Here is a 7,613-nt window from a genome sequence, read left to right as displayed (position 1 = left end):
CGACAACATCCCCGATGTTGCTGCATCGGGCCGCGCCGGAGGCAGCAACATCGGGGAAACTGCGCGGATCTTGTGGGGCCGGGGTGGCGGGGTGGTTCGCGGCGGGAGCGCTCGACCTGTTAGCCTTGTCGCCGGCCCGCCCGGTGAAAGCCGGGTGGGACCGACGCCGGTTTGACCGGCGGAGGGGCTGTGGCGCAGACCGGTAGCGCACCTCGTTCGCATCGAGGGGGTCAGGGGTTCAAATCCCCTCAGCTCCACCCGGTTCAAAGGCCGTTCCCGTAAGTCGGGGACGGCCTTTCGTGATCTTGCACTGTGGGGCTGGGCAGTGGTCGGCCGAGCAGGGCGGCACGGGTCAGCTCGGCCTTGTTGCCCACGCCGAGTTTGGCCCGGATGCGTTTGACGTAGGTGTCGACAGTGTTCGGGCTGAGGCCGAGCCGGGTGGCGATCTGCCAGTGGGTCAGCCCCTGGGAGATCTGCGTGAGGACCTGATTTTCCCGTTCGGACAGGGTGAGGCCGGGGCCGGGTGGCATCTCTCGGACCTGGGTGACCTGGCCGAGCGCGCGTACCGCGTCGACGATGTGGCCTGTCGGTGCGTGCCTGTTGATCACCTTGTGCGCGCCGGCGCGGAGGTAGGCGCCGGTGTCGGCGGCGCCGTCGTCGAGTACGAGGACGAGCATCCGGCGGGCGGTGTCGGTGATCGCGCCGAGGTCGTCCGGGGCAGGGAGTCCGTCGACGTCGACGATTGCGGCCTCGGCGGTAGCGGCCGGTTCCTCGTCGGGTGACCGGCGTACGCCGACGACCTCGACTCCGGCGGCGGCCAGCGTGTGGACGAGACCCACTGTGTAGATGGGCGAGCGGACGAGCAGATCGGTCCGGATCACGTATCACCTGCCTCGATGCCTGCTCCGGCTTATCTGGGATACAGGTGTGGGGTGGTCGCGGGCAAGCCGTTCGAGCGGTGGCGGGTCGCGGGTACACGCCGGCGTGGCCTGACGGTCCGGCTGATCGGTGGCATCATCCCCATCGTGACCCTCTCTGCACGGCAGAATGCGGGCCGGCTGCGCCAGCGGCAGGAGTGGCAGTTCTTCGCCACCACGTTCCGGGCCCGGCCGGGGCTCGCCGGGCTGTGGTGGGGGATCGTTGTACTGCGCGGCGTGCTACCGGCAGGCTTCGCCGTGGCGATGGGCGTGCTGATCGGGGCGATCGACGACGGAGCGCCGCTCGTCGCCCCGCTGGCCCTCACTGGTGTGATTTTCCTGGGCATGCAGGTGCTCGGTCCGATCCACATGGCACTGAGCCGCAACATGGGCGACCAGACCGCTGCCTGGCTCTACGACCGACTTACCGACTACTGCCTGGAGCCGGCCGGCCTCGGGCACCTGGAGAACCCTGGGTTGGCCGCTGACCAGGCGGCTGCCCGCGACTTCGACCTCGGCCAGAGCGCGCCGCCGCTGCGGCTGTCGATGGGGTTCATCGCGGACGGCATAGTCTCGTTCGTCAGCGGCGTCGCGTGTGCGCTCGTGCTCTTCGGTTACGTCTGGTGGGCACCGCCGATCCTGGCCGGCTGCTGGTTGGCCACGCACTGGTTGTTGCGGGAGAGCGGGATCTGGCGGGACCGCAACACCGACGAGGTACGGCGGGCGCAGCAGGACGCCGAGTACCACTACCGGTTGGCAGTTGATCCGGCCCCGGCCAAGGAGATCCGGCTCTTCGGTCTGGCCGACTGGGTGCTGAATCGTTTCGTACTGCGTCGGCGCCGGCTTCATGAGCTTCAGTTCGAGGCGACCCGGCTGCGTGAGCGGTCGGTGCTGCTGAGCCTAGCCGTCGTGCTGACCGGCAACCTGGCCGTGTTCGGGGCGATCGGCCGTGATCTGGTCGGCGGCGGGCTGGCGCTCGGCGCGGCTGTGACATTCACCCAGGCGGCGATCGGGGCTGTCGCGATCGCGTTCGGTGGACTCAACTGGTCGCTCGACTCGGCTGCCGCCCCGGTCGCCGCCGTGCTGCGGTTGCGCGAGCCGATGGCCACCGCGGGTGCGCTGCCCGCCCCGTCAGGCCCGTCATGCCCGTCAGGCCCGACGGGCTCGTCCGGTCGGCCCGGCTCGGCCGGTCCGCTGACTGCGCAGACCGGCTCCGGTGCCGGAGAGTTGCGGCTGCGCGGCGTCACCTTCGGCTACCCGGGTACCGGCACGACGGTGCTGCGGTCGTTGGACCTGACGGTGCCGGCCGGCTCGTCGGTGGCGATCGTCGGCCGCAACGGTGCCGGCAAGACGACACTGGCGAAGCTGATCTGCCGCCTCTACGACCCCGACGAGGGCAGCATCGAGTTCGACGGCGTCGACATCCGGCGGTTCGAGGTCGAGGCATGGCGCGCGCACATATCCGCCGTGTTCCAGGACTACATCCGGTTCGAGTGGCCGCTGCGCGACAACGTCGCCCCGACCGGTGCCCCCGACGACATGGTGCTGGCCGCGCTGGAGGCGGCTGGTGCGCACGGTCTGGCCGATCTCGACACCGTGTTGGCCAAGGGTTATCCGGGCGGCATCGACCTCTCCGGTGGCCAGTGGCAGCGCGTCGCGTTGGCTCGTACGTTGGTTGCGGTTCGTGGTGGCGCCGGGGTGGTCCTGCTCGACGAGCCGACCGCGCAACTCGACGCGCGCGGCGAGTTGGAGATCTTTTCGCGGGTGTTGGCCGAGACCCGCGGCCGTACGACAGTGTTGATCTCCCACCGGTTCTCCACGGTCCGGATGGCCGACCTGATCTGCGTGGTCGAGGACGGCGCGGTGGTCGAGGCGGGCAGTCACGACCAGCTCATGCGCGCGAATGGGCGGTACCGCACGATGTTCGATCTCCAGGCCCAGCGCTTCGACGAACCGCAGGAGGTCGGTGGCGATGTCCTCGCCTGAGCGGGAGGTCCCGCTGCCGCCGCCGCTGCGGTCGATGTGGCGACTGTGCCGGTTCGGCCTGCGCCACGAGCCCCGGCTGATGCTCGCCGCGCTGGCCATCGCGCTGGTGGCGGCGGTGCCGGATGCACTGTTCGCGCTCTGGCTGAAACTGCTGAGCGACGGCGTGCAGACGGGTGACGATCGGCTGATCTACGCCGCACTGGCCGGGCTCGGTGTGTCGGCGGCGCTTACCTGGTTCCTGTCGGTGATCTCGGCCCGGGTGCAGCGTCGGTTCCGCGACCGGGTGACCATCGCGCTGGAATCGCACGTCGCCCGGTTGCAGGCCCGGGTGGCCACCATCGCGCATCACGAGCGACCGGACTACCTCGACCGCCTGGCGGTGCTGCGCGACCAGGTCTTCGTCCTCGATCACATGTACCTGTCGGTGTTCACCACGCTGGGCTGGATACTGCGGCTGACGATCACGCTCGTGCTGCTCGCCACCATCAGCCCGGTGCTGATCCTGCTGGCGTTGTTCGCCATACCGACGCTGGCCATGGCGGGTTGGCGTCCGGCGGTCGAGCAGGCCGCCCACGAGCGGGCGGCCGCCGCCGGTCGGCTGGCCCGCCACCTCTATGTCACCGCGACCACCGCCGAGCCGGCCAAGGAGGTACGGGTAGGCGGCGTCGGTCCGCGACTGCGGCGAGAGCGTCGCGCGGCCTGGGATGAGTGGTACGCGATCGTCGCCCGCCCCCGTAACCGGTCGGCGGTGTGGCACTCGCTCGCCTGGATCGTCTTCGGGCTGGGCTACGTGGGCGCCATCGCCTACGTCGCGGAGGTGCTACGGGCACCGGCGGGTGACGTGCTGCTGGTGCTGGCGGCAGGTGCCCGGCTGTCGGCCTACGTCAGCGCCACCGTGGGGGAGATCGGCTTCCTGCGGGGCATGTGGATCGACGGGGCCCGCCGGTTCACCTGGCTGGAGGACTACGTGGCGTCCTTCGACAGGTCCGCCGACGCTCCCGCTCCCGATCGACTTGTCGACGGGATCCGATTGGAGCACGTCTCGTTCGCGTACCCCAACAGCGACCGGCTGGCGCTCGACGACGTGACGTTGCGGCTGCCCGCCGGGTCGGTGGTGGCGCTCGTCGGGGAGAACGGTGCCGGCAAGAGCACGCTCATCAAGTTGCTGTCGAAGTTCTACCGGCCGACAAGCGGTCGCATCCTGGTCGACGACCGTGACCTGGCGACCGTGTCGGCGGAGTCCTGGCGTACCCGCCTGGCCGGCGCGTACCAGGACTTCTACCGGTTCGAGTTACGGGCCGGACAGTCGATCGGCGTGGGTGACCTGCCGCGGGTCGAGCAGGAGCCGGCGATCGTCGGCGCGGTGACGCGGGCCGGTGCCGACGCGGTGGTCTCCGCGCTGCCCAGGGGCCTGGACACCCAACTGGGCAGGTCGTGGCCGGAGGGCGTCGAGGTCTCGTTCGGACAGTGGCAGAAGGTCGCCCTTGCGCGGGGGTTCATGCGGGATCATCCGTTGCTGCTGGTGCTCGACGAGCCGACCGCGGCGCTGGACGCGGAGACCGAGCACGCCCTGTTCGAACGGTACGCGGCCGGCGCGCGCCGGGACACCACGTCCGGTCGGGTCACCGTCCTCGTCTCGCACCGGTTCTCGACGGCGCGGATGGCCGATCTGATCGTGGTCCTGAACGGGGCCCGGGTGGTGGAGGTCGGCAGCCATGAGGAGCTGATGGCTGCCGGTGGCCGTTACGCCGAGTTGTACACGATCCAGGCCGCCGGCTACCGCAGCGGCTGACCCGGGCCGGCCAGACCGAACCGGCCGGTGACCGTGCGTACCCGAACGGATTCCCGCACACCTGGGGGTTCGCCTAGCATCGGCCGCCATGCGGCTGCACGACGACGAGCAGGAGGCGGAGTTCCGGGCGAGCCTGCGGGTCTGGCTGCGCGAGCACCTGCCGCCGGTGCCGGAGGTGGGGGCGCGCCGATGGACCCCTGCGGAGCTGCGTGGGTGGAACCGGACGCTCTGGACGGGCGGGTACGCCGGGATGTCCTGGCCGGTCTCGTACGGTGGCTGTGGTGCGCCGCCGGCCGTGCAGGAGATCTTCGTCGCGGAGTCGGCCCGGGCCGGCGCGCCCGACCACGCCAACCTCATCGGGCTCAACATGGTGGGGCCGACGGTGATCCGCCACGGCACGGCGGTCCAGCGCGACACCTACCTGCCGGGGATCCTGCGTGGCGACACGTTGTTCTGTCAGGGCTTCTCGGAACCGGAGGCCGGCTCGGACCTGGCCGCCATCCGCACCCGAGCGGTTCCGGCGCCCGACGGCGGCTACCGCATCACCGGCGAGAAGATCTGGTCCTCGTACGCCGACACCGCCGACGCCTGCCTGCTGCTGGCCCGCACCGACGGCCCGCCGGGCCGGCACGACGGGCTCACCTGCTTCCTCGTCGACATGTCGACCCCGGGGGTGACGGTCCAGCCGCTACGTCAGATGTCAGGTGACGCCGACTTCAGTCGGATCACCCTCACTGACGTGGCGGTGCCCGAGTCGGCGGTGGTCGGCCCGGCGGGCAGCGGCTGGCGGGTGGCGATGACCACCCTCGCCCACGAGCGCGGCACTCTCGCCGTGACCCTCGTCGCGCGGCTGGCCGTCCAGTTCGACCGGCTGCGGCGAACCGTCGTCGCGGCGGGTGCCGACCGGGACCGGTCCGTCCGCGACCAGCTGGCGACCCTGCACGTCGAGGTGGAGGCGCTACGGTGCACGGCGCACCGGGCGGTGGCCACCGCGCAGGGCGGCGATCCGGCCCCTGAGGCGACGGTGCTCAAGCTCCGCTGGTCCGAGGTGGACCAGCGGGTGTGCGCCCTCGGCTTCGACGTGGCCACCCCGCGGTCGCCGTGGCGGGCCTACTGGGAGCGGGAGCGGCTGCGCAGCCGAACGTCGACGATCGAGGGAGGAACGTCCGAGATCCTGCGCGGCATCGTGGCCGAGCGGGTGCTCGGCCTGCCTCGATCGCGCTAGCGCGGTGTCCGGAAACCGTGCCGGCGCGGCCCGGTGCGGGTTTCTGCACATCGTCAGGTCGCCAGCATCGTGCGACATTCCTGGACACGGCAATGAGCAGCCGGAGGTGGACTCGTGGACCTGACTCTCACCCGCGATCAGCTCGACCTGCGGGAGGCGGCACGCCGGTTCCTCGGTGCGGTCTGCCCGCCCGCAACCGTCGCCGAACTGGCCGACCGCCGGGAGTGGGCCAGCGGCACCTGGCCGGAACTGATCCGGCAGGGCTGGGCGGATCCCGACCTTTCGGCTGTGGAGTTGGCCCTGCTCGCCGGTGAACTCGGCTACGCGCTGCTGCCGGTGCCATGGTGGACGACTGTCGGGCTGGCCCTGCCTGTGTACCAGGCGGCGGGTGAGCCACTGCCCGGGCCGGCGACCCTGGTGGACCGGCCGGACGGTTCGGACACCCCGCTGCTGGCCGCGAGGCGGGGCGCCGCCGGCTGGCGGATCGACGGGGTGGCGTCAGCCGTCGACGCCGGTCCGGCGGCCGAGTTCGTCGTCGCCGCCAGTACCGACGGCGAGGTCGGGCTCTTCGCGGTGCCGGCCGGCCCGGTGCACGTGCCGACCGAGGGCATCGACCCGCTCCGGGTGCTCGGCAGCCTCACCTTCGACAGTGTGCCGGCGCGGCTGCTCGTCGGTCCGCCCAACGCCGCCGGACTGCTGGCGCGGGTCCGGGACCGGGCGGCCATGCTGCTCGCGGCGGAGGCGGTGGGGGTGGCCGAGCGGGCGCTCGGGTTCGCCGTCGAGCACGCCAAGCTCCGCGCCCAGTTCGGTAGGCCGATCGGCTCCTACCAGGCGGTCAGTCACCTGTTGGCCGAGTGCTATGCCGAGGTGGAACTCGCGCGGTCACTTGTCTGGCGTGCCGCCGCAGCCCACGACGGGCCGGCGGGTGGGCCGGCGGACGCCACCGCCAGCGCGGTCCTCGCTGGCCGCCGAGCGGCGGTGCAGAGCTGTGAGGCGGCCGTCCAGGTCTGCGGCGGCATGGGCGTGACCTGGGACTTTCCCGTGCACCGCTGGTATCGCCGTGCCCTGTGGCTGGACGGGTCCACCGAGACGTTGGCCGCGATCGCCGACGTCGTGTTCGCGGTGGGAGAGTCCGGTGGCCCGCCCGGCCGGGTGGTGCGGGAGGTCAGGAGAGAGCTTTCATGAACGACCAGAGGTGGCCCTCCGGATCCCGCGCGCTGTACTCGCGGTAGCCGTACTCCTGGTCGACCGGCTCGTGTTCGATCATGGCGCCCTTCTCGCGGGCGTGCCGGAAGTGAGCGTCGACGTCGTCGACGAGGATGGCCATGCTCGCCGTCGCCGCGCCCACTTCGTTGGGCGGGGCCAGCTTCATGTCCTCCTGCACCGGGTGCAGCCAGATGACGCCGTCGCCGGCGGTCACCTCGCCGTGGTCGACCCGGTCCTGGTCGTCACGGATCACCACACCGGCCTGGAGTCCGAAGACCTCGACCAGGTAGTCGTGGGCTGCCGCGATGTCGGCGTACATCATCAGCATGATCCGGCCGCGTACGATCGTGTCCGGCATGGTCGATCCTTCCCAGTCGGGGCGGTGACAGGCCGCCACGGTACGGCCGCCCACCGGGCACCCCGCAAGCGTCGGTGCCGAACGCGCGAGCGGCCGGGACGGGGTGTTCGACTGCGCCGGCTACGCAGT

The 7,613-nt window shown here is 71.3% G+C and carries 6 protein-coding genes and 1 tRNA gene; 5 read left to right on the top strand and 2 right to left on the bottom strand.

Translation table 11 applies throughout. The features are described 5' to 3' along the window. Positions 1-183: 183 nt before the first annotated feature. Positions 184-257: transfer RNA gene (locus Van01_RS10920), tRNA-Ala, on the top strand. A gap of 6 nt (positions 258-263) precedes the next feature. Here the strand turns inward: Van01_RS10920 and Van01_RS10915 are convergent. Continuing rightward, positions 264-881 carry a response regulator transcription factor gene (locus Van01_RS10915; protein WP_204005303.1) on the bottom strand — a complete coding sequence of 206 codons (618 nt, stop codon included), beginning with the start codon at positions 879-881 and terminating at the stop codon, positions 264-266. Positions 882-1,025: 144 nt separating this feature from the next. Here Van01_RS10915 and Van01_RS10910 point away from each other — a divergent pair, with 144 nt between their 5' ends. The 4 genes from Van01_RS10910 (at position 1,026) to Van01_RS10895 (ending at position 7,105) form a co-directional block, all read left to right on the top strand. Then, positions 1,026-2,903 (top strand): ABC transporter ATP-binding protein, encoded by a 1,878-nt coding sequence (locus Van01_RS10910; protein ID WP_239098992.1) that lies wholly within the window; start codon positions 1,026-1,028, stop codon positions 2,901-2,903. Continuing rightward, on the top strand, positions 2,890-4,695 hold the full coding sequence (locus Van01_RS10905; protein WP_204005299.1) for an ABC transporter ATP-binding protein: 1,806 nt from the start codon (positions 2,890-2,892) through the stop codon (positions 4,693-4,695). Before Van01_RS10910 ends, Van01_RS10905 begins: the two co-directional genes overlap by 14 nt. A gap of 88 nt (positions 4,696-4,783) precedes the next feature. Continuing rightward, positions 4,784-5,920: an acyl-CoA dehydrogenase family protein gene (locus tag Van01_RS10900; RefSeq protein WP_204005297.1), complete on the top strand. Its 1,137-nt coding sequence runs from the start codon at positions 4,784-4,786 to the stop codon at positions 5,918-5,920. 114 nt (positions 5,921-6,034) lie between these two features. After that, entirely contained in the window at positions 6,035-7,105 is a 1,071-nt protein-coding gene (locus tag Van01_RS10895) for an acyl-CoA dehydrogenase family protein (protein ID WP_204005295.1), read from the top strand. Here the strand turns inward: Van01_RS10895 and Van01_RS10890 are convergent. Beyond that, positions 7,086-7,484 carry a VOC family protein gene (locus Van01_RS10890; protein WP_204005292.1) on the bottom strand — a complete coding sequence of 133 codons (399 nt, stop codon included), beginning with the start codon at positions 7,482-7,484 and terminating at the stop codon, positions 7,086-7,088. The genes Van01_RS10895 and Van01_RS10890 overlap by 20 nt on opposite strands. Positions 7,485-7,613: the final 129 nt, after the last annotated feature.

Origin of the sequence: Micromonospora andamanensis (assembly GCF_016863495.1) — a bacterium.
Taxonomy (GTDB): domain Bacteria; phylum Actinomycetota; class Actinomycetes; order Mycobacteriales; family Micromonosporaceae; genus Micromonospora; species Micromonospora andamanensis.
The sequence above is the reverse complement of the archived record's forward strand: the minus strand, read 5'-3'. Positions and strand labels throughout refer to the sequence as shown.

Bases quoted from the DNA above. Each gene is read 5' to 3' on its own strand.
- Van01_RS10905 (WP_204005299.1), top strand. From the start codon at position 2,890: ATGTCCTCGCCTGAGCGGGAGGTCCCGCTGCCGCCGCCGCTGCGGTCG.
- Van01_RS10900 (WP_204005297.1), top strand. From the start codon at position 4,784: ATGCGGCTGCACGACGACGAGCAGGAGGCGGAGTTCCGGGCGAGCCTG.
- Van01_RS10890 (WP_204005292.1), bottom strand. From the start codon at position 7,484: ATGCCGGACACGATCGTACGCGGCCGGATCATGCTGATGATGTACGCC.